Genomic DNA, 20,537 nt, shown 5'->3' on the forward strand with positions numbered 1-20,537 from the left:
CCATGAATCAAGACGAAAAACTTTCTATTTTAAAGGACATCTTACTAACAGATGAGCGTGAGTACGCCAAAAAAGTTGAAGAAAAACTTAAGATAGTTGAAGACATTATTAATAAACAGAATCAACTATCTAAACGTGTAGATCCTATTATAGATCAAAAACTCAATGATTTTGTTACAGAAATACCAAAAACTTTAGGACCTGTAATTACCGAAGCATTAAAGAGTGAAATTAAAAACTCTCAAGATGCTGTTGTAGAAGCATTATTTCCAATTATTGGAAAAATGATAAAAAAGTATGTACAACAAGAGATGCAAATTCTATCTGAACAGATAAACGCAAAAATGAATACCGCATTTTCTTTTGAAGCATTAAAGCGCAAATTTAAATCTAAAAGAACAGGAGTTAGTGAAGCAGACTTAATAATACAAGAACTCGCACAACCAGTTATAGAACAAGTTATGGTTATCGAAAAAGGTTCTGGTATTATAATTTCAGAACACTCTAAAACACAAGCTATAGAAGAAGACATGGTTGCTGGTATGCTTACTGCTATTAAAAGTTTTGCAGAAGATGCCTTCGAAAAAGACAAACAACAATTACAATACATCGAATATGACAACTTTCATATTCACCTACAAAACTTCTCGTCTTATTACATGGCTATAATTATCTCTGGACCATATAATGTTATTTTTAAAAGTAAGCTAGAAAACAAACTATTAGATTTTGCACAGAATTATATTAACAAAGATGATATAAAAGATAGCGATTCGTTTTCTAAAAAGTTGGAACTATATTTTCAATAACAAATATCGGTTCAAAAACATATAAAATGCTTGGTTTTTATTACTTTTGCTACATTATGCTAATTCAAAAACTAAAGCTATATTTCAATTAATGAAAGTCTCTAAAAAAATAGTCTTATTAGGTCATTTTGGTGTTGGTAAATCCTCTCTCATTAGGCGCTTTGTAGAAAACACCTTTTCTGAAGACTATAAAGTAACCATAGGTGTACATATTTTTAAAAAAAATGTTACAATTCCTGAAAAAGGCGCAGATGTATCTCTAGTTATTTGGGATTTAGAAGGTAATGATGATATAAATAATACTAGACTATCTTATCTTTTAGGTACTCATGCATTTATTTATGTTTACGATGTTACTAGACCTGCTACCTACGAAAACTTACAAACTGAAATAAACTTCCTAAAAGAAAAGCAAAAAAACACACCTATAACTGTTGTTGGAAACAAAGAAGACTTGGTCACCAAGGCATATTTAAAGCAGAACAACGATAATTTTGGTAGTTTAACAGATTTATATGTAAGTGCAAAGACAGGAGACAAAGTTGATTTAATTTTCTCTAATTTAGCTGAGGCGCTTATTAAATAAGCAAAAGAACAGCTTTATAATGCTAGAAGAATACAAGAAAAAATACACAAAAGTAGTTTTACAATATTCTATATTAAACTTCAATGGAAACGTTTTAGAATCTGACGATGCCTTGTTTTTAGGCTTTTCAAATAAATATATTGGAGATATTCATCCGTTTTTTGAAACACTCACTTCACTTCTAATTGCCGAAGAGAATGAAACTATCTTTTCCTGTATTCATCTTAATATTGTAGATAAAACTATTACAGCAGATATTATTTTACAAACATTTAATGATGGTAAAAACCCACTATTAATTATTCATGATTTAACTTCTCATTATAAAAACTACCAAACCACTGCACAAGTAAGAAATGAATCTGTTATAAACTCACAAATTCTAGAGCTTAAAAACACGTATTTAAAAGAGAAAGAGTCTTTTAAAAATACTTTTATTGCAAATTTTAGTCATGAGTTGCGAGATCCACTAACTGGTATTTTAACTTTTACAGATATATTAAGTAAAACTAATTTAGACTTACAACAAAAGGATTACGTTCAAATATTAAATTCCTCATCAAGTTTTTTAAAGAAAATGATTGATGACATTCTTGATATTTCTAAAATTGAATCTGGAAATCTTGAATTAGCTATTGAACCTTTTAATTTCCATGCGTTATTAGAAGAAATCAAGTTTACGTACAAGATTATTGCCGAACAAAAAGGACTAACATTTCGCTTTAACTTTGACGAGAAATTGCCAAAAATTATTGGTGGAGACGCAAAAAGACTACAGCAAGTTTTAACCAATTTACTGGATAATGCAGTAAAATTCACTAATCATGGTGGTATTACTTTTAATGTATCTTTAAACCAACTTAGAGCGCAAAAAGCAAGTATTCACTTTGAAATAATTGATACTGGAATAGGCATAGAAAAAGAAAATCTAAACAAAATATTTACAAGTTTCACACAAGTAAGCAGGGCTAACGAGTTTAAAGGCACAGGATTAGGTTTAGCAATCGTAAAATACTTAGTAGAGCTTACTAAGAGCAAAATAAGTGTAAGTTCAGAATACGGAAAAGGTTCAAAATTTTCAACAAACATTAATTTTATTTCCTCATCCTCTTTAACACTTAAAGAAAGTAAAAACAAAAAGAAGTCCATATTGGACACTTCAAAAAAATACAATATATTATTAGTTGAAGATTCTGAAATAACTCAACTCTCTGTATTAAAAATTTTAGCATCTCAAGGTCATTTTTTCTTAGACATTGCTACTAAACCAGACGAGGTTATCACAAGGATAACTAGTTTAGATCATGAAGTAGATTTGGTTTTAATGGATATAAAGCTCAAAGAATTTCAAGGTGACGCTATTGCAAAGCAAATTAGAAAACTCCCAGAACGACACCAGAAAAAAGTACCAATTGTTGCTATGACGGCAAAACTTTATAAAGAAGATTTAAAACGCTATAAAAAAGCTGGAATAGACGATGTTTTAAAGAAGCCTTTTAACGAGAGTCAGTTATTAGAAATAATTACAAAAAACTTAAAGTAAGAAAGCGAACATTTTATATTATTATTACAAAATATAGTATCTTTAAAGTTCTAATTTTTTGTCAATACATAAAATATGCTCGAAAATTATACTATTCCTTATAAGGAAATCACTAATCAAATACTACTTATTAGTGATGAAGGGATTATTTTAGATGCTCAATCTATTCTTTTTAAAAACTGCATAGGTAAATCTATTAAGAGCTTACATCCTTTCTTTGAAAGTTTATTAGACTTGTTACCTCAAAAAAATAAGACCTTTAATTTTGAATGCATCAATTTAGATATTGATGGTGTTAACTATACTATTGATACTGTTTTGCATACTAGTGACAAAAAAAAACCTTCTGCTTTTGTTTTTCAAGAATTAACAAAACAATATATTCTACACCAAAAGGCTGCACAAAAAAGAAATGTATCTGAAATTAAATCTCAACTTCTTGATTACAATAATATTATATTACAAGAAAAAGAAGCCTTTAAAAACAATTTTATTGCAAATTTTAGTCATGAAATTAAAATGCCTATTAATAACATTAATGGCTTTATTTCACTTTTAGAAAACACTAATTTAGAACAAAACCAACGCTACAACCTTAACGTAATTAAAAATACAAACGATAAGTTAAAAACAATGGTTAACGATATTATTGATATCTCAAAAATTGAAATTGATCGATTTTCTATACTCACAACACGTTATAATCTACTCGAAGAATTAAACATTATTATTGCTATATATACTCTTAAGTGCAAAGAAAAAGGACTAACATTAAAATATAGTATTGATCCTGAATGTCCTAAATATGTAATTGCAGATAAGTATAGGCTTGCCCAAATAGTAAACAACCTTATTGGTAATGCTATTAAATTTACGCCAACAGGTACCATAGAGCTAAAAGCAAAATGTGTTACTAAAACTAGCGATTCTGCCACACTAATGTTTAGTATAAAAGATACCGGAATTGGTATTGATACTGCACAAATAGACTCTATTTTTAATAGTTTTCATCAAGTTAATAACAGCATGGTTAATAATGGCGCAGGATTAGGTCTTGCTATAACAAAAAAACTTGTTCTTGCATTGGATGGTGAAATAAAAGCAGAAAGTAAAATTGGCAAAGGCTCTATATTTTCGGTTACTTTAGACTTTAAAATAGCGCCTAACCAAAAAGAAGATAAGCTAATCACTAAAATCTCTAAAGACACAGCTAAAAATGAAATTAAAATTTTACTTGCTGAACCATTACGAAGTAATCAAGAAAAACTTCTAGAGATTATTAGTAAATTAAAAAATTGTGATGTTGTTATTGTAGAAAATGGAGATCAAGTTATAGAAGAGTTATATAAATCTACTTTTAATTTAGTATTACTAAATCTTAAATTACCTAAAATGGATGGCATGGACACTACACGCTACATAAGGCATTCAGACTATAAAGACATTAACAAAATACCTATTGTTGTAATAAGCGAAAACCCATCTAAAGAAGAAGAAAACGATTGTAAGCAGAGAAGCGTAAATAGTTATATTGGTAAGCCTTTTGATAAAGCCGAAATACTAAGAAAATTAAAATATATTATACAAAAAAAGCAAGCTATATAGCTTGCTTTTTAAATTATTTAAATGAAATAAGTTATCTATTCATTCCTTTTATTTCGTCTATAAACGTATCTAAGTCTACACCATTACTAACTAAAGTTAATGCTTTACCAACTACGTATTTTACGTTGTCTGGATTAAATCCTAATCCAACAGCAATTTTACGTAATAAAATCTCCTCATGATCACCTTTAATATGATCTACATAAACCATGCGTGATAAATCAAATAAACGTTCCAAACGAATATCGTAAGAACTTGGTGGATTAATTGGGTGCGATTGGTAATCCTTTAATATTATCTTATAATCGTTTTCACCAATATCTAAATTACGTGCTAAACGATCTAAAAATGTTTTTTCTTCGTCCGTAATAATTCCATCGTCCATTGCCACTTTTACAATTGATGCAAAATGGTCCTCGTTACGCTTTTTAAATCCGCTATCGAATAAATCTGAAAATGACATATATTTTATTGTTTTAGAGTAGCAAAGATAGTTAAAGTTCAAATCTTTTAAAATGAAATCTTTCTTTTTTTATTACTACAAGTATTAATATAAATTATGCATTTCAAATACAATTTCACCACCTCCAATTATATCTTTATGAGACAGAACATTGTCTTTCAAAACTCTCCCATTAACTGAAACACTTTTTACATAAACATGATCTTTACTTTGCTTAGTAGCTTTAATTCTAAGCGTATTTCCATTACCAAGCAACCATCCTATCGTTTTCTACACGAATAAAGCACGTTCTTATTGTCATGATGGTAAACATAACTCAAACAAAGCAATTACTTTATAATAATAATTTCATAATTACCATTTAACCATTCTATCTCTTATATTTGTTGTCCAATACTTTAATACGTGAGCAAACTGCTAATCTCGCAAACATATGCACAGTCTTTGCAACTGCAAAAACTACAAACCGCTATTGCCAAAACTCAAGAAAAAACAAATAAAACGCATATAAAAGGCCTTGTTGGCTCTGCACTTTCGTTTGTAATACACGAAAGCTTTAAAACTGCCGAAAAACCTTTTCTTTTAATTTTTAACGACAAAGAAGAAGCTGCTTTTTATCTTAACGATTTAGAGCAACTTATAAACGGTAAAGATGTTTTATTCTATCCTGGAAGTTATAGAAGACCATACCAGATTGAAGAAACAGATAATGCTAATATACTGCTACGTGCAGAGGTTTTAAACAGAATAAACTCGCGTAAGAAACCTGCAATAATTGTAACCTATCCAGACGCACTTTTTGAGAAAGTAGTTACAAGGAAAGAGCTGGAACGTAACACGTTAAAAATTAATGTTGGCGACGATTTAAATATCGATTTTGTAAACGAAGTATTATTCGAATACAAATTTAAACGTGTCGATTTTGTTACAGAACCTGGAGAATTTTCGGTTAGAGGTGGTATTGTAGATGTATTTTCTTTTTCGCATGACGAACCTTACAGAATTGAATTTTTTGGAGACGAAGTCGATAGTATTAGAACCTTCGATGTAGAAACACAACTCTCTAACGAGCAGATTAAAAAAATTGGCATTATTCCAAATGTTGAAAACAAGTTTTTAGACGAGTCTCGTGAGAGTTTCTTAAAATACATTGCTTCAAAAACCGTAGTTTTTACAAAAAATGTAGAAGTGCTTTTCTCAAGAATAGACGAATTCTTCATAAAAGCCGAAGACGCCTTCAAAAGCCTTTCAACCGAAGTAAAACATGCAGAGCCTGTAGAGTTATTCTGTAATTCAACATTACTAAAAAAACAGCTTTTAGATTTTAATGTGGTAGAGTTTGGTACAGATTCTTGGCTAAAACCACAAGAAGAAATCTTATTTAACACCACACCACAACCTGCATTTAATAAACAGTTCGATTTACTTATTAATAACCTAAACGAAAGCCATAACAACGGTTTTACAAATTACATTGCCTGTGTAAGCGAGCAACAAGCTAAACGTTTTCATGATATTTTTGATGATGTAGAGCAAGATGTAAAATACCAAACCATAACACTATCACTTTTTCAAGGTTTTATAGACCATGGTAATAAAATGGTGGTTTATACAGACCATCAAATTTTTGAGCGTTACCATAAATTTCATCTAAAAAATGGATACGCAAAAAAGCAAGCGATTACTTTAAAAGAAATTACTAATCTCGATATTGGAGATTATGTTACACATATAGATCATGGAATTGGTAAGTTTGGTGGACTAAAAAAAATAGATGTAGAAGGGAAAAAGCAAGAAGCTATAAAATTAGTTTATGGCGAACGCGATGTATTATATTTAAGCATTCATTCTTTACATAAAATCACTAAATTTAATGGTAAAGACGGGAAGCCACCAAAGGTTTACAAACTTGGTAGTAAAGCATGGAAGGTATTAAAAGAAAAAACCAAATCTAGAGTTAAGCACGTTGCTTTTAATTTAATAAAGCTTTATGCTAAGCGCAAACTAGAGAAAGGTTATCAATACAAAGAGGACAGTTATTTACAACACGAGCTCGAAGCGTCTTTTATTTACGAAGACACTCCAGATCAAATTACTGCAACTGCAGATATTAAGGCAGATATGGAAAGCCAACGACCAATGGATCGTTTAATTTGTGGCGATGTAGGTTTTGGAAAAACCGAAGTTGCCATTCGTGCTGCTTTTAAGGCGGTCGATAATGGTAAACAAGTCGCGGTTTTAGTGCCAACGACCATATTGGCATTTCAACATAATAAAACCTTTAAAGAGCGTTTAAAAGAATTTCCTGTAACTGTAGATTATGTTAACCGTTTTCGTACTGCAAAACAAAAACGAGAGACTTTAGAGAAGCTAGAAAAAGGCCATGTAGATATTATTATTGGCACGCATCAACTGGTAAATAAAAAAGTAAAATTTAAAGATTTAGGTTTATTAATTGTAGACGAAGAGCAAAAATTTGGTGTCGCAGTAAAAGAGAAATTAAAAACAATAAAAGACAATGTAGATGTCTTGACTTTAACTGCTACTCCTATTCCAAGGACGCTTCAGTTTAGCTTAATGGCTGCACGAGATTTATCGGTAATTACTACTGCTCCTCCTAATCGTTACCCTATAGAGAGCAATGTTATTCGTTTTAGTGAAGACACCATTCGCGATGCTGTGAGTTATGAAATTCAGCGTGGCGGACAAGTATTCTTCATTCATAATCGTATAGAAAACATTAAAGAAGTTGCTGGTATGATACAGCGTTTGGTTCCAGATGCTAAAGTTGGTGTTGGCCACGGACAAATGGAAGGTAAAAAACTAGAAACTTTAATGCTCTCTTTTATGGAAGGCGCTTTTGATGTTTTAGTAAGTACAACTATTATAGAAAGCGGTCTCGATGTACCAAATGCAAATACTATTTTTATTAATAATGCCAATAATTTTGGACTAAGCGATTTACACCAAATGCGTGGTCGTGTAGGACGAAGCAACAAAAAGGCCTTCTGTTATTTTATTACGCCTGAGTATTCTGCAATGACAGACGATGCAAGAAAACGTATTCAGGCCTTAGAACAATTTACTGCTTTAGGAAGCGGATTTAATATTGCGATGAAGGATTTAGAAATTCGTGGTGCTGGAGATTTATTAGGTGGTGAACAAAGTGGTTTTATAAATGAAATTGGCTTCGACACCTACCAGAAAATATTAAATGAAGCTATTGAAGAGCTTAAAGAAAATGAGTTTAAGGATTTATATGATGAAGATCCCGAGGACAAAGAATATGTAAAAGACATGACTATTGATAGTGATTTAGAACTACTATTCCCAGACGATTATGTTAATAACATAGCCGAAAGACTAAACCTTTACACACAACTTAATAATTTTAAAACTGAAGAAGAGTTAGCTAAGTTTGAAACCGAATTAATAGATAGATTTGGAGAATTGCCAACGCAAGTAGTCGATTTATTAGATAGTGTACGCTTAAAATGGACTGCTACCAAATTAGGAATCGAAAAAGTGATTATGAAAAACGGTAAACTTGTAGGTTACTTTATTAATGATCAGCAAAGTCGCTTTTACCAAAGTACAAATTTTAATAAACTATTAAAATACGTACAGCAAAATCCTAGAGCTGGTAAAATGAAAGAAAAACAAACTAGAAAAGGCTTGCGTTTATTACTTACCTTTGATAACATTAAAACCGTAGAACAAGCATTGGCAGTACTTAAACCTATATTGAATTAAAAAAACATCTTTGGCAAAGTTTTTGCCTTACACAATATAAAACCATTAACAATGACTAGAAAATTACTTTTTTTACTCGCTATATTACCTTCGGTATTATTCGCACAACATACAATTAAAGGCACTTTTACGCCTGCCGAAGATTTTAAATTCGCATTCTTATATCGCGTAACTGCAGAAACTTCATTATTTGTGGCTAATGCAGATGTGGCAGAAGATGGCACTTTCGAAATGGCATTAGACGAAGCTACTATTCCTGGAACTTATCGCTTAGTTTACTCGCAACCTCAAGAGCAATTTAATTTCGATTTTATAATAAATAATAAAGAAGATATTGTTTTAAAATTCGATTTAGAAAAAGGATTAACTTTCGATAAATCTACAGAAAACAAAATGTACAACTCTTACAACCGTAGCATGGCTTTAGTAAACAAGAGTATACGCAATTATTACGGCTCTGGTAAAGAAGATAAAACTGGCTATTCTAAGATTTTTAATATTTTAAAAGACACTCAAAAAGAGTTCGAAAAAGCTTCAGATGGCATGATAGCTAATAACTTTATAAAAGCCTGTAGCCCATATATTCCAAACGGATTAGAAGATGTTTCTACATTTTCTAAAAACATAAAATCTAATTATTTCTCGAATATCAATTTTGGTAACAAAACACTTCAGGATTCTAACTTTTTAATTAAAACTACTATAGATTATGTTATTGGTTTTATAGACCGAAAAAATCCTGATGCCTCTTACATGGAAAACGTAGATACAGTTGTAAAAGCGATTGGAGATAACCCGAAAATTAAAGGAATTCTTTTAGAAGTTTTATGGAATCAGTTTTCTATTGAAAATAATGAGGTTGTAGCTAATTATATTGGCTCTAAATACTTGTTAAATAGCGCTCGCGCTAATAATGATAACGAATTAGCAAATAACATTATCTATTTTAAAAATGCGTCTATAGGTAATATAGGTCCAGATTTTAACATTGAAATAAAAGACGAAAAAGACAAAATAAAAGTATCTAAACTTAGCAAATTAGAAGGTTCTAACAACTATTTATTATTCTTTTGGAGTACAACATGTTCTCACTGTTTAGATGAAATACCTCAGTTAAAAGAATTTATAAAATCTAAAACAAAAGAAGACATCCAAGTTATTGCAATAGCATTAGATAACGATTTATACCGTTGGAAAGAACTAACATACGATTATCCAGATTTTCTACACGTTTTTGGAGAAGGCAAATGGGATAACCCAATAGGCGACCAATACAATGTAACAGCAACACCTAGTTATTTTGTATTAGATAAAGACAAAAAAATTATTGGTAAACCTGAAGACATTAACACTTTTAAAAAATATTTTGAAGGTTTAGCTAAAGCAAAAAAAGCAGACTCAGTTCTTGAGAAGAAGGAGTAGATTGTTTTAGAATATAGAATTGTAAAAGCGAAGTTTAATACTTCGCTTTTTTGTTTTTAATAGTTTAATTTTTCTTAAATTTACAATCTACATGACTGATATACATAAAATTAAACTTTAAAAATTACTACACAGAGCACAACATAGTATTGGTATTAATTTCGACCACAATTCTAGTTTAACTGCTATCGTTAGAACATTACCACGTGCAAAGTGGAGTAATACACATAAAGTATGGTATATTAAAAACAATCCATCAAATTTAAAACTTATCTATAAAAACTTTAAAGGCAAGGCCGTTATAGATGGAGACACGTTTTTTAGTAAAGTCATTGTTAAACAAGAAGTAGTAATAATCCCAAAGCATAAAAGAGTATTAAATAGAGAACAAAAATTATTACTAAATAATTTTTACAAATATTTAAAAGGAAAGCGCTACAGCCAAAGCACCATAAATACCTACTCGTATTCTATTGCAGATTTTATTGAGTTTCACACAAATAAAAGCTTAGAAACACTAACCAATAAAGATGTCGAGCTTTATATAGAGACTGTATATATAAAGCGAAATTACAGTGTTAGTACACAACGTCAATTTATTAGTGCTCTAAAATTGTTTATTATTTTTGAGCCTATTACTAAAATAAGCAATCTAGAATTAACACGACCAAGTAGAGATCGCGCATTACCTTCTGTTTTATCTCAAAAAGAAATAATACATCTAATTAGTAAAGCAAAAAATTTAAAACATCGTGCTATAATAGCCTTACTATACTCTGGCGGATTACGTATAAGTGAGTTAATAAATTTAAGAATTGAAGATTTCCATATTAACAGAAGACAAATTTTTATAAGAAACAGTAAGGGTAGAAAAGACAGGTATGTTACATTAGCTGAAAGTTTTTTACCTTTATTACAAAACTATCTAGTTACCTACTCTCCAAAGCATTATTTTGTAGAAGGCCAAATAAAGCAACAATATACTGCTGGTAGTGTTAGAAAATTTATAAAAAAATATAAAAATGAATGTGGCATAAAAACAAACGTTACACCACATACGCTAAGACATAGTTATGCAACTCATTTATTAGAAAATGGCGTTAATTTAAGACACATTCAAGAGCTTTTAGGACACAGTAAACCTGAAACCACAATGATTTACACACATGTTGCCAGAAAAGATCTACTATCTATTAAAAGCCCATTAGATTTTGCTGTAGAACAATTAAAAAAAACCGATAAAGACGAACAAAACTTCCTCTTATCCGGAAAATAACAAGGGATAATTAGTATATTTATCCACATATAACACGTTGTGTGCCATTTGAGAAAAACCGAAAATACATTGAAAACTGAAATTATAAACCAACCATATTCTGGAGAATTTAAAGAAAGGATTTATGATATTGAAAGTCCTTGGAATTCTCAATCTTGGACTTGGATTAAGTTTATCGATGAAAATTTAAATGAAACTGTTGGACAATTTCGTGGAACGCCAAAAGAAGTGAAGTATTCGGAAAATCGGAATGAAATTATTGTTCTGACTTCTGATTATGTTTACAGACTAAACGCTTCTGACTTGAACATAATAGAAACGGAAAGTCAACCTCAATATCAGGATTTAGAAGTTTCACCTGATGGAATTTTCTTTTTTCATAATTACTATGAAATTGAAAAAATGAACAGTTCATTATCTGACTTGACTGAAATCCAAAGTCCATTTAAAATGGATGACATCCGATTTAGAAAATGGAACGGAAATATATTGGAATTTGAGTGTGAGGAATTTACTAATTGGAGTAGAAATGAAATAATGGAATTAGACACAAACGAATGGAAAATAAAAATAAAAACGGCACACAACACCGTATAAAAATAATTGCGGTTTAGTGCTTAATCAAAGGTCGTTGCGTGTTTGTAACGTCTGATTTTCCTTCGGAAAATCCTCGCATACAAACCCGCAACTATTCTTATACATAAACGTTCTACGCAATTTGAAAAACTTACTCAAAATATTAATTCTGACTTTGATTTTGGCTTCTTGTAAAAAAGAAACTGAAAAGAAAACGGAATTGAGAAAACCTGAATTTAATCTCAAAACGGACATAACCGATTTTAAGAAAAAAATGACTGAATCGGACACAATCAAAATTTGGTTTAACCATTCTGTTTGTACATATCAAGGAGCTGAACGAATTGAAATAACAAAAAAATCTGATTTAATAAAAATAAGAACTGAATTTAAGGAAGATACTTTTGACCAAAATCCTGAATGGAAAATTGTGTACGAAAAACAAATACCAATTACTGATACGATTTGGAAAATGGAGGAATTCTTTAAACGGAATTCTAACCGAAAAAAATCTGAAGAAAAAGAATATGGAACTCTACAAGTTTCATACAATGGAAATAAAATTCATTATTTCACTAAAGGTTTAGGCGATTTAAATATGTTTATGGCTGACTATTTTGAGACAATGAAAAAGATACATCCAGAGAATACGAATAATATTTATGGAGTTGAAATCATCGAATTTGATGATATAAAAAACGGAGAAATAAAAGAAACGGAATTAGAACCTGAATAAAAACTGCGTAGAACACCGTGTATAATTAATGGCTAGTTCTAGCTTACTTACGAAAATCCTCGCGGATTTTCTATCTGTGTTTTATTTGCTAACTTTAGTGCTTAAAACACGCAACTAATCATACACAAAACCGTCCAAGATCAATTCCTAATAAATATTCTGTTTTTTTTTAAGCTGCATGCTGTTGTAAAACAACATAAGGTGTTCCTCTTTTCACAACAGCAAAAGCTCTTGCAATTAGTTTGTTTCTAACATTATTTATGGCTAACATTTTATCTTTTCCTTCTGCTACTTTTCGCTTATAATATTGTCTTAATTCACTATCATGTTGTATTGCAGAAACGCTTGCCATACTTAATAAGCTTTTCATTTTTCTGTCTCCTAAATAATGACATTGTTTTCGCTTATAGATACTGGTTCCAGAACGATGCTCGAATGGCGCTGTTCCACAATAACTAGAAAAAGCACGCCAACTTGCAAAGCGTGTAAAGTTTCCTGTATGGTAAATTAATTGACTAGCAACTACTAAACCTACTCCTTTTAAACTCGATAATAATTCATAATTTTTTTGCATCGATTCATCTTGAGAAATAATCTCTTTTATCCTATCCTCTACTGATTTTACTTGCTTAGATAAATAGTCTATACTGCGTTTTAAGCTTATGCAACCAGAATCTGTGGTTGGACTAGATAAAAGTATTTTCATTTCTTTTAAAGTACCTTTAAGACCTGCATTATTTCTAACTAATTGATCCCGTAAAGCTAACAGTCTTCCAAGCTCTAAATGAGACATACTTTTTACTGTACTTGGTTCCAACTCTTCTCTATAAAGCCAAGCATAACGTGCTATTAAAGCCGCATCAAGCTTGTCTGTCTTTTCTTTTACAATTCCCGATGAACGTTTTATTTTTAAAGGACTTTCTTCTACATAAACTATAGATTGACTAGCGAAATAAAGCGCTAATTTTAATGAGTAATATCCTGTATTCTCAAAACAATAAAAAACGTCAATTTCATTGGTATACTTTGAAACCCATTTTAAAAGACTTTTATAACCTACTACATCGTTAATAAACTCCTTATGTACTTCTGCTTGATAACAAAAGGCATCTATTGTTTTTTTTGAAACATCGATTCCAACGACTTCTTTGTAATTTTTCATATTTTTACAATTAGAGTGAATAAATATGTTGCGTTAACTACTTCCTTTATCGGGAGATTTTGACTCCTGGTATTCCAAATGGTTCTTGGCAACTGTATAGAAAGAGAGGACTCGTACGTGTAAGGGAACGTTATTCTAAAACACGTTATAGTTCTCCTCTTTTTCTATCTAAAGATATTTATTACAAACTAAAGGAGGACTCGTACGTGTAAGGGAACGTTATTCTAAAACACGTTATAGTTCTCCTCTTTTTCTATCTAAAGATATTTATTACAAACTAAAGGAACACGTTGTGCTTAATTTATGAAAAACATACTGCTGACATTAATAATCCTGACTTTGATTTCTTGCAATCAACTCACAAAAGAAGTTGAAAGTTCATTTTCGACCATTGGAATTAAACTGGATAGCCTGAATAAAATTGAGGAAAATAAGATTGAAAAACATTTTAATGAAATTAACTCAAAACGAATAAAAAAATATGACGGAGAGAATTCCGCAATGATTTATTATTCTGCAATCAAACATAATAGAATTGTTGATTCACTAATTTTAAAACTCAAATCAATTGGAGAAAAAGATTTAGAGAAGAAAAAATTAGTCGAACAATTTGAATATGCAAAAACTGACTTGAGGAATAAACTGAACACGATAACGGAATTCAATACCAAAGCGGAAATTGATTCATTACTAAAACCATCAAAGGATTTAGAAATTTTGCCGAATTTTGCTATTATTTCGGAATTTCAAAGTGGAAAATTGAATTCGACTAAAAGTGCGGAATTATTACTAAAAAAATTGAACGATAAAACAAAAAGCGAAAAGGAACTGAATAAAAACTAAGCACAACACCGTATATAAAAAATTGCTTGTGTTAGGCTTAAACAAAGGTCGTTGCACGTTTGCTACGTCTGAATTTCCCTCGGAAATTCCTCGCACGCAAACCCGCAACTTTCCATATACAAAACCGTTGTAACCAATTAAAACACAGATGACGTAAAGATGTCATATGGATGACGACACCAATGCCAATGCTTTTATTTAGCTTTGCTTTCAACAATTAAACATCTCTCAATTGAAGAATAAAGATTTAGCAAAAAGAGTAAAAGAATTAAGAAAGCGAAACGGAATGTCACAAGAACTCTTGGCAGAAAATTCTGGATTAAGTTTACGGACAGTTCAAAGAATTGAAAATGGAGAAACCCAACCTACTGGAGATTCTATTAAAAGATTATCTAGTGCCTTAAATGTTACACCTAACGAATTAATAGATTGGCAAATTATTGAAGATAGTAAAGCTTTATTACTATTAAACTTGTCACAACTAGGGTTTATAGCATTTCCATTACTTGGTATATTAATTCCACTAATTATTTGGACTTCAAAAAAGGATAAGATAAAAGATATAGACCAAGTTGGAAAATCCATTTTAAATTTTCAAATATCTTGGACCTTACTTTTGTTTTTATTAGTTATTGGTCTTTTTATTACCTCAAAACTTGAACTAACAACCATTTCTTTTGCTGGAATGCTAATAACTATCAGTGCAATGTATTTTCTAAATTTTGTAGTTGTAATAACTAATACCCTAAAATACCATAATGGCAAATCTGTAAAGTATCCATCAGTATTTAAATTCTTAAGTTAATTAAATAAAGAACTAATGAATAAATCAAACTACAAAGTAACATTGGAACTTGTCTTGCGTCAATGCGTTTTTATTATTCTTAATATTTATGCAATATCTAAATTGTTAGGCGGTCAATTCTATATGAAAGGAAAAATACCTGATGAAATTGCAAATACAACATTAGGAGAAGCTAGTGGATTTTCATTGGCTTGGACATTTATGGGACACTCATATTTTTATATTTTGTTCGTTGGTGTTTTTCAACTTTTAGGAGCTTGGTTTCTATTATGGAATAAAACAAAATTGACAGGAGTATTGATATTATTACCTATAATGGTAAACATAATTATATTCGATATTATTTTTCTTGATGTATATCCAGCATTAGCCAATGCCATAATAGTTCTTTTAATGTTATTCTTAATTCTATTTTTCAATAGAGAAATAGTAAAAGAGATAGTCATTAAGCTTACCAACTTTCAATCAAAAACTAGTGTTCCTATTAAAAAAAGATTAATCACTTTTGGAATTACTATTCTATTTATTGTATTAATTTTCAGTTTTGATTCATTAATTGAATACTGGCTTGGAGCAAGTACAGAAAAGATAATAGAATAATAACTGGTTACAACAACGTGTATAATCAATTGCTTGGTTATCGCCTACTTGGAAATTCCTTCGGAATTTCCTCTGGTTCGTTTTCTTTTACTAATTTAGTTGTTAGCCAACGCAACTAACCATACACGTATTCCAAGATCATTTCCTAATAAATATTCTGTTTTTTTTTAAGCTGCATGCTGTTGTAAAACAACATAAGGTGTTCCTCTTTTCACAACAGCAAAAGCTCTTGCAATTAGTTTGTTTCTAACATTATTTATGGCTAACATTTTATCTTTTCCTTCTGCTACTTTTCGCTTATAATATTGTCTTAATTCACTATCATGTTGTATTGCAGAAACGCTTGCCATACTTAATAAGCTTTTCATTTTTCTGTCTCCTAAATAATGACATTGTTTTCGCTTATAGATACTGGTTCCAGAACGATGCTCGAATGGCGCTGTTCCACAATAACTAGAAAAAGCACGCCAACTTGCAAAGCGTGTAAAGTTTCCTGTATGGTAAATTAATTGACTAGCAACTACTAAACCTACTCCTTTTAAACTCGATAATAATTCATAATTTTTTTGCATCGATTCATCTTGAGAAATAATCTCTTTTATCCTATCCTCTACTGATTTTACTTGCTTAGATAAATAGTCTATACTGCGTTTTAAGCTTATGCAACCAGAATCTGTGGTTGGACTAGATAAAAGTATTTTCATTTCTTTTAAAGTACCTTTAAGACCTGCATTATTTCTAACTAATTGATCCCGTAAAGCTAACAGTCTTCCAAGCTCTAAATGAGACATACTTTTTACTGTACTTGGTTCCAACTCTTCTCTATAAAGCCAAGCATAACGTGCTATTAAAGCCGCATCAAGCTTGTCTGTCTTTTCTTTTACAATTCCCGATGAACGTTTTATTTTTAAAGGACTTTCTTCTACATAAACTATAGATTGACTAGCGAAATAAAGCGCTAATTTTAATGAGTAATATCCTGTATTCTCAAAACAATAAAAAACGTCAATTTCATTGGTATACTTTGAAACCCATTTTAAAAGACTTTTATAACCTACTACATCGTTAATAAACTCCTTATGTACTTCTGCTTGATAACAAAAGGCATCTATTGTTTTTTTTGAAACATCGATTCCAACGACTTCTTTGTAATTTTTCATATTTTTACAATTAGAGTGAATAAATATGTTGCGTTAACTACTTCCTTTATCGGGAGATTTTGACTCCTGGTATTCCAAATGGTTCTTGGCAACAGTATAGAAAGAGAGGACTCGTACGTGTAAGGGAGCGTTATTCTAAAACACGTTATAGTTCTCCTCTTTTTCTATCTAAAGATATTTATTACAAACTAAAGGAACACGTTACAATAATTTGATAAAAACGAAATTATGATAAAAAAAGTAATAGTTGGAATTTTAACAATCGGAATATTTGGTTGCAATTCTGACCACAAGAAAACCAACTCTAATGAAACCTATTCAGACATTAATATTGTAGGTGCAATGAAAAATGTTATGTGGAAAGGAGAATTAGGTGGAAGTATTAGTCTCGATACTATTTCTAATAAAAAAGGCCTTTATGGACTTGGGCCAGAAAGTTATCTGACTGGAGAAATACTTATTAACGATGGGAATAGTTACGTTTCAAAAGTCACGTCAGATTCAACTATGACAGTTGAAAAAACATTTGATATCTCAGCACCTTTCTTGGTGTATGCCAATGTAACCGAATGGAATGAAATAGAATTAGCTTCAAACATAAAGTCTATTAAAGACATTGAAAATTTAGTTGACGAAAAGACGACTGACTTTAAAAGACCTTTTGCTTTCAAACTAACAGGAAGAATATCAAAAGCAATTATTCATATTCAAAATTTACCTAAAGGAACAAAGGTTTCTTCACCAGAAGAGGCTCATAAAGGACAAACTAATTACGAGTTGAAAAATGAAGAAGCAATAATTATTGGTTTTTTCTCAACTGAACATAAAGGAGTTTTTACACATCACGACTCAAACATTCATTTACACTTAATAACAAAAGACGAAAGTAAAATGGGACATTTAGACGATGTAGAAATAGAAAAGATGAAATTATATTTACCGAAAAAATAAAAACTGCTGGCAACACCGTATATAATTTATTGCTGGCTTCTTGCCTACTTTCTTGGTCAGTATTTGTTTATTAATTTAGTTGCTTAACCACGAAACTAACCATACACAACAACGTTGGCAATAATTTTGACCCATCCTGAAATAAGGCTACATAATTTTAAACATTATGTACAGAAATGACAAAGTAATTAGACGTTACAGTGAACCTTTTAAATTAAAAATTTTAGCCGAACTTACTATCGGAAAACACACAAAGAGCGAACTTTGTAAACTCTACTCTATTGCTCCCACAACAGTCTATGAGTGGATTAAAAAGTACAATCGTAAAGACTTAATGAACACCAGAGTAAAAGTGGAAACTAAAGACGAAATATCTAGAATTAAAGCACTTCAAAAAGAGGTGGAACAACTTAAAAAATTACTACTTAAAAAGGATCTCGATGCAATGGTAGAAGAATCATATCTAGAAGTTGCTGCTGAGGATCTGGGTTACAAATCTATTGCTTAACTAAAAAAAAAGTTAAGTATAAAGCCTTAATTAAAGCTAAATAAAAAACTAAGGGATTTGCCTCTTTAACTACTATATCTAATGGTTTTGGACTTAAACGTAATGCTTATTACAAGTATAAAAAAAGAGCTGATAAACGTTTAATTCTCGAACAACAGATTATAAATATTGTTAGAAAAAGACGCAAATCCCTTCCTAGAGAAGGCGTCAGAAAACTTATAAAATCCTTAAATGTAGATTTTACTAAAGCTAATATTAAAGTTGGTAGAGACACATTGTTTAATGTCCTTAGAAAACATCAAATGCTAACACTCAGAAAGAAATATAGTGCCAGAACAACTAACTCATACCATCGCTTTTATAAGTACAGTAATATTATAAAAGATATAGAAGTTACTAGACCAAATCAAATATGGGTAAGTGATATCACAAATGTTAGAACCGTAAAAGGATTTTGTTATTTCGCGCTCATTACAGACATGCATTCTAGAAAAATTGTCGGTTATAACCTTAGTGATAGTCTTGAACTCAATGGATGCGTTAGAGCCCTTAATAAGGCCATATATCAAGCTAAAAATATTAAACAGCTTATTCATCATTCAGACAGAGGCATACAGTACTGTAGCAATGTATACACACAAATACTCAAAAGAAAAAAGATAGATATTAGTATGACTGAAGAAAATCATTGCTACGAAAATGCGATGGCAGAACGCCTAAACGGAATACTAAAAGACGAATTTTATCTAGACCAGACCTTTGAAAACGTAGCACACGCAAAGAGAGCTGCAATTAATTTATACAATGAAGTAAGATTACATTTATCTTTAGACTATAAAACACCAAATATGGTATATAAATTATCAGCGTAAAATCAATTTTAACCTGTAGCTGTATTTCAGGACAAGATATATCCTATTTAATGGTGTTTTAAACGTCTCGTTGCAGCTCTAGAATTTATTTTTATCTTATTTTTTTTACATATAATGAATTCATCTCCAATACTATAAAACGGTGATTCAAAATTCAATATTTGGTATTACAAAACTAAAGTGAAGGATTACATATCTTACAGGTTCTCTAAATTTTTCTTCCTTTTTTTGCCTATTTTTTTATAAAAAGATGGTGATTGCCCTGTTACTTTTTTAAATTGATTGGACAAATGTGCAACACTGCTATAATTTAATTTACAAGATATTTCTGTAAGGTTTAATTCGTCATATAGAATAAGTTCTTTGGCTCTTTCTATTTTATGCTTTATAATGAAGTGTTGTATGGTTATGCCTTTAACCTCTGAAAATAAGTTGGACAAATAAGTATAATCATAGCTCAGTTTTTCACTAATATAATCTGAAAAATTGACTTTGGGCACTTCATCTGTATAATGAACCATTTCTATAATAACATTTTTAATTTTATCAATAAGAATGTTTTTTTTATCATCTAGTAACTCTAAACCCGACGATGATAAATTGCTTTTTAGAAGTAGTTTCTTTTCTTCGTCAATATCCTCTAAAATTTCAATCATACCAAGATCAATTCTAGTATAGTGTAATCCAAGTCTTTCCAACTCTTGTTTAACCATGAGCTTACACCTCAAACTTACCATGTACTTTATATATAATTTCAAGAGATTAATTTTATTGCATATTGGTTAATATAATTAGGCTTTTAGTTTTAGTTGCAATAAGTTGTTCTATATATTAAAACTTTATTACAACGTTTAACTAATTGACTTG

Annotated in this window: 19 protein-coding genes and 1 pseudogene; 15 read left to right on the plus strand and 5 right to left on the minus strand. The window is 30.4% G+C overall.

Annotated features, from left to right (window positions below):
* Positions 1 to 2 precede the first annotated feature (2 nt).
* From CW733_RS11425 to CW733_RS11440, 4 genes are all read left to right on the plus strand, one after another.
* A complete protein-coding gene (locus CW733_RS11425; RefSeq protein ID WP_100997302.1) occupies positions 3 to 809 on the plus strand; it encodes a cell envelope biogenesis protein OmpA in 807 nt (268 codons plus the stop codon).
* A gap of 91 nt (positions 810 to 900) precedes the next feature.
* Positions 901 to 1,395, plus strand: coding sequence for a Rab family GTPase (locus CW733_RS11430; RefSeq protein ID WP_100997303.1), 495 nt, complete (start codon positions 901 to 903; stop codon positions 1,393 to 1,395).
* A 19-nt stretch (positions 1,396 to 1,414) separates the two neighbouring features.
* The gene (locus tag CW733_RS11435) at positions 1,415 to 2,938 is read left to right on the plus strand and encodes an ATP-binding protein (protein ID WP_100997304.1); all 1,524 of its coding nucleotides are present in this window, start codon (positions 1,415 to 1,417) and stop codon (positions 2,936 to 2,938) included.
* Positions 2,939 to 3,013: 75 nt separating this feature from the next.
* The gene (locus CW733_RS11440; RefSeq protein ID WP_100997305.1) at positions 3,014 to 4,543 is read left to right on the plus strand and encodes an ATP-binding protein; all 1,530 of its coding nucleotides are present in this window, start codon (positions 3,014 to 3,016) and stop codon (positions 4,541 to 4,543) included.
* Positions 4,544 to 4,574: 31 nt separating this feature from the next.
* Here CW733_RS11440 and CW733_RS11445 read toward each other — a convergent pair whose 3' ends face one another.
* Both CW733_RS11445 and CW733_RS11450 read right to left on the minus strand, forming a co-directional pair.
* The gene (locus CW733_RS11445) at positions 4,575 to 5,006 is read right to left on the minus strand and encodes a TerB family tellurite resistance protein (RefSeq protein WP_100997306.1); all 432 of its coding nucleotides are present in this window, start codon (positions 5,004 to 5,006) and stop codon (positions 4,575 to 4,577) included.
* An 84-nt stretch (positions 5,007 to 5,090) separates the two neighbouring features.
* Positions 5,091 to 5,261, minus strand: a complete 171-nt coding sequence (locus tag CW733_RS11450) for a glycoside hydrolase domain-containing protein (protein ID WP_232730354.1) — start codon at positions 5,259 to 5,261, stop codon at positions 5,091 to 5,093.
* A 150-nt stretch (positions 5,262 to 5,411) separates the two neighbouring features.
* Between CW733_RS11450 and mfd the strand changes: the two genes are divergently transcribed.
* The 5 genes from mfd (at position 5,412) to CW733_RS11475 (ending at position 12,769) form a co-directional block, all read left to right on the plus strand.
* Positions 5,412 to 8,759 carry a transcription-repair coupling factor gene (gene mfd / locus CW733_RS11455; protein WP_100997308.1) on the plus strand — a complete coding sequence of 1,116 codons (3,348 nt, stop codon included), beginning with the start codon at positions 5,412 to 5,414 and terminating at the stop codon, positions 8,757 to 8,759.
* A gap of 51 nt (positions 8,760 to 8,810) precedes the next feature.
* Positions 8,811 to 10,181, plus strand: coding sequence for a TlpA disulfide reductase family protein (locus tag CW733_RS11460; RefSeq protein ID WP_100997309.1), 1,371 nt, complete (start codon positions 8,811 to 8,813; stop codon positions 10,179 to 10,181).
* 355 nt (positions 10,182 to 10,536) lie between these two features.
* Entirely contained in the window at positions 10,537 to 11,457 is a 921-nt protein-coding gene (gene xerA / locus CW733_RS16640; RefSeq protein WP_369806634.1) for a site-specific tyrosine recombinase/integron integrase, read from the plus strand.
* A gap of 69 nt (positions 11,458 to 11,526) precedes the next feature.
* The gene (locus tag CW733_RS11470) at positions 11,527 to 12,054 is read left to right on the plus strand and encodes a hypothetical protein (RefSeq protein ID WP_100997310.1); all 528 of its coding nucleotides are present in this window, start codon (positions 11,527 to 11,529) and stop codon (positions 12,052 to 12,054) included.
* Between the two features lie 121 nt (positions 12,055 to 12,175).
* Positions 12,176 to 12,769, plus strand: a complete 594-nt coding sequence (locus CW733_RS11475) for a hypothetical protein (RefSeq protein WP_157811571.1) — start codon at positions 12,176 to 12,178, stop codon at positions 12,767 to 12,769.
* A 169-nt stretch (positions 12,770 to 12,938) separates the two neighbouring features.
* Here CW733_RS11475 and CW733_RS11480 read toward each other — a convergent pair whose 3' ends face one another.
* Positions 12,939 to 13,931 (minus strand): IS110 family transposase, encoded by a 993-nt coding sequence (locus CW733_RS11480; protein ID WP_100994760.1) that lies wholly within the window; start codon positions 13,929 to 13,931, stop codon positions 12,939 to 12,941.
* A 303-nt stretch (positions 13,932 to 14,234) separates the two neighbouring features.
* On the opposite strand from CW733_RS11480, the gene CW733_RS11485 reads away from it, so the two are divergent.
* The 3 genes from CW733_RS11485 to CW733_RS11495 all read left to right on the plus strand — a co-directional run bounded on the left by CW733_RS11485 (position 14,235) and on the right by CW733_RS11495 (position 16,179).
* A complete protein-coding gene (locus CW733_RS11485; protein ID WP_100997312.1) occupies positions 14,235 to 14,774 on the plus strand; it encodes a hypothetical protein in 540 nt (179 codons plus the stop codon).
* A 232-nt stretch (positions 14,775 to 15,006) separates the two neighbouring features.
* Positions 15,007 to 15,579, plus strand: a complete 573-nt coding sequence (locus tag CW733_RS11490; protein WP_100997313.1) for a helix-turn-helix domain-containing protein — start codon at positions 15,007 to 15,009, stop codon at positions 15,577 to 15,579.
* Between the two features lie 15 nt (positions 15,580 to 15,594).
* Positions 15,595 to 16,179, plus strand: a complete 585-nt coding sequence (locus tag CW733_RS11495) for a hypothetical protein (protein WP_100997314.1) — start codon at positions 15,595 to 15,597, stop codon at positions 16,177 to 16,179.
* A 167-nt stretch (positions 16,180 to 16,346) separates the two neighbouring features.
* On the opposite strand, the gene CW733_RS11500 is transcribed toward CW733_RS11495, so the two are convergent.
* Entirely contained in the window at positions 16,347 to 17,339 is a 993-nt protein-coding gene (locus tag CW733_RS11500; RefSeq protein WP_100994760.1) for an IS110 family transposase, read from the minus strand.
* Positions 17,340 to 17,567: 228 nt separating this feature from the next.
* On the opposite strand from CW733_RS11500, the gene CW733_RS11505 reads away from it, so the two are divergent.
* The 3 genes and pseudogenes from CW733_RS11505 to CW733_RS11515 form a co-directional block, all read left to right on the plus strand.
* Positions 17,568 to 18,290 carry an acetolactate decarboxylase gene (locus CW733_RS11505; protein WP_232730356.1) on the plus strand — a complete coding sequence of 241 codons (723 nt, stop codon included), beginning with the start codon at positions 17,568 to 17,570 and terminating at the stop codon, positions 18,288 to 18,290.
* A 166-nt stretch (positions 18,291 to 18,456) separates the two neighbouring features.
* Complete coding sequence (locus CW733_RS11510) at positions 18,457 to 18,798, plus strand: transposase (protein ID WP_100997315.1); 342 nt, start codon at positions 18,457 to 18,459, stop codon at positions 18,796 to 18,798.
* A gap of 71 nt (positions 18,799 to 18,869) precedes the next feature.
* Positions 18,870 to 19,670: pseudogene (locus CW733_RS11515) on the plus strand (IS3 family transposase); the annotation flags it as partial.
* Positions 19,671 to 19,867: 197 nt separating this feature from the next.
* Here CW733_RS11515 and CW733_RS11520 read toward each other — a convergent pair.
* Positions 19,868 to 20,407 carry an AraC family transcriptional regulator gene (locus CW733_RS11520; protein WP_100997317.1) on the minus strand — a complete coding sequence of 180 codons (540 nt, stop codon included), beginning with the start codon at positions 20,405 to 20,407 and terminating at the stop codon, positions 19,868 to 19,870.
* Positions 20,408 to 20,537: the final 130 nt, after the last annotated feature.

It is taken from the genome of Lacinutrix sp. Bg11-31, from assembly GCF_002831665.1.
Lineage (GTDB): Bacteria > Bacteroidota > Bacteroidia > Flavobacteriales > Flavobacteriaceae > Lacinutrix.

Excerpts from the sequence above, each read along its gene's own strand:
- CW733_RS11425 (WP_100997302.1), top strand. The coding sequence starts at position 3 with ATGAATCAAGACGAAAAACTTTCTATTTTAAAGGACATCTTACTAACA.
- CW733_RS11495 (WP_100997314.1), top strand. The coding sequence starts at position 15,595 with ATGAATAAATCAAACTACAAAGTAACATTGGAACTTGTCTTGCGTCAA.
- CW733_RS11500 (WP_100994760.1), bottom strand. The coding sequence starts at position 17,339 with ATGAAAAATTACAAAGAAGTCGTTGGAATCGATGTTTCAAAAAAAACA.
- CW733_RS11460 (WP_100997309.1), top strand. The coding sequence starts at position 8,811 with ATGACTAGAAAATTACTTTTTTTACTCGCTATATTACCTTCGGTATTA.
- CW733_RS11505 (WP_232730356.1), top strand. The coding sequence starts at position 17,568 with ATGATAAAAAAAGTAATAGTTGGAATTTTAACAATCGGAATATTTGGT.
- CW733_RS11480 (WP_100994760.1), bottom strand. The coding sequence starts at position 13,931 with ATGAAAAATTACAAAGAAGTCGTTGGAATCGATGTTTCAAAAAAAACA.
- CW733_RS11520 (WP_100997317.1), bottom strand. The coding sequence starts at position 20,407 with ATGGTAAGTTTGAGGTGTAAGCTCATGGTTAAACAAGAGTTGGAAAGA.
- CW733_RS11440 (WP_100997305.1), top strand. The coding sequence starts at position 3,014 with ATGCTCGAAAATTATACTATTCCTTATAAGGAAATCACTAATCAAATA.
- CW733_RS11435 (WP_100997304.1), top strand. The coding sequence starts at position 1,415 with ATGCTAGAAGAATACAAGAAAAAATACACAAAAGTAGTTTTACAATAT.
- CW733_RS11445 (WP_100997306.1), bottom strand. The coding sequence starts at position 5,006 with ATGTCATTTTCAGATTTATTCGATAGCGGATTTAAAAAGCGTAACGAG.
- CW733_RS11430 (WP_100997303.1), top strand. The coding sequence starts at position 901 with ATGAAAGTCTCTAAAAAAATAGTCTTATTAGGTCATTTTGGTGTTGGT.
- CW733_RS11485 (WP_100997312.1), top strand. The coding sequence starts at position 14,235 with ATGAAAAACATACTGCTGACATTAATAATCCTGACTTTGATTTCTTGC.
- CW733_RS11510 (WP_100997315.1), top strand. The coding sequence starts at position 18,457 with ATGTACAGAAATGACAAAGTAATTAGACGTTACAGTGAACCTTTTAAA.